This window comes from Pseudomonas sp. Kh14, from assembly GCF_900291005.1.
Classification (GTDB): Bacteria; Pseudomonadota; Gammaproteobacteria; order Pseudomonadales; family Pseudomonadaceae; genus Aquipseudomonas; species Aquipseudomonas alloputida.
In genome coordinates this window covers 1-786 of the sequence record NZ_OLKJ01000053.1, presented here as the reverse complement: position 1 = coordinate 786, position 786 = coordinate 1, and the positions used below count along the sequence as shown (strand labels likewise).

Here is a 786-nt window from a genome sequence, read left to right as displayed (position 1 = left end):
CAGGTTGGCGGCAGCATCGCGCACCTGCACGGTAGCACCGGGCTCGCCGCGGCCGGTGAAGGTGACGCCATCGGCCAAGGCCAGGTCCGTCGGTTGCTCGGGCGGCAGCAGGTCAGCCGAGGTGACCGAGCCCGGTTGCGATACGTTGCCAGCGGCGTCGGTGAGGGTGACTTGCAAGGTGCTGCCGTCGTTNGCCGAGGTGACCGAGCCCGGTTGCGATACGTTGCCAGCGGCGTCGGTGAGGGTGACTTGCAAGGTGCTGCCGTCGTTCACGGCAGGGTCCAGGGTGATGGTGAAGGTGCCATCTGCAGCGACGGTGCCGGTCGCGAGGATGTTGCCTGCCACGTCACGCACCTGCACGGTAGAGCCGGCTTCGCCTCGACCGCTGAGCTGGCTGCCGGCAGCGCCGATCACCAGATTGGTCGGGGCCTCCGGTGGCGTTGTGTCGCCGCCGTCGATGTCCGGCGCGGTAAGGTTATTGGCGGTGGAGGCGTTGCCTGCCGCATCGGTGGCCGTCACTTGCAGCACTTCGCCGTCTACCTGTGGCGGGTCTAGGGTGATGCTGAAGCTGCCGGTAGCGCCAACTACCACGCTACCCAGCACAGTGGTGCCGTCGGCGGCCAGCACGCGTACGGTGCTGCCCGGTTCGGCACGGCCGGTGACCACGCTGCCGTCGGCATTGATCACCAGCTCGGTCGGTGCGGCAGGGGCGGTGATGTCGGGCGCGGTGATCTGTGCGGGCAGCGAGGAAACGCCGCCGTCATCGATGGCGACCACGTCCAGCAG

General features: G+C 68.5%; 1 protein-coding gene. It reads right to left on the bottom strand.

Annotated elements, in window-relative coordinates; genetic code table 11:
• Positions 1–786 (bottom strand): Ig-like domain-containing protein (locus tag FQ668_RS27285; protein WP_144180746.1); only part of this gene is annotated, 786 nt, incomplete at both ends.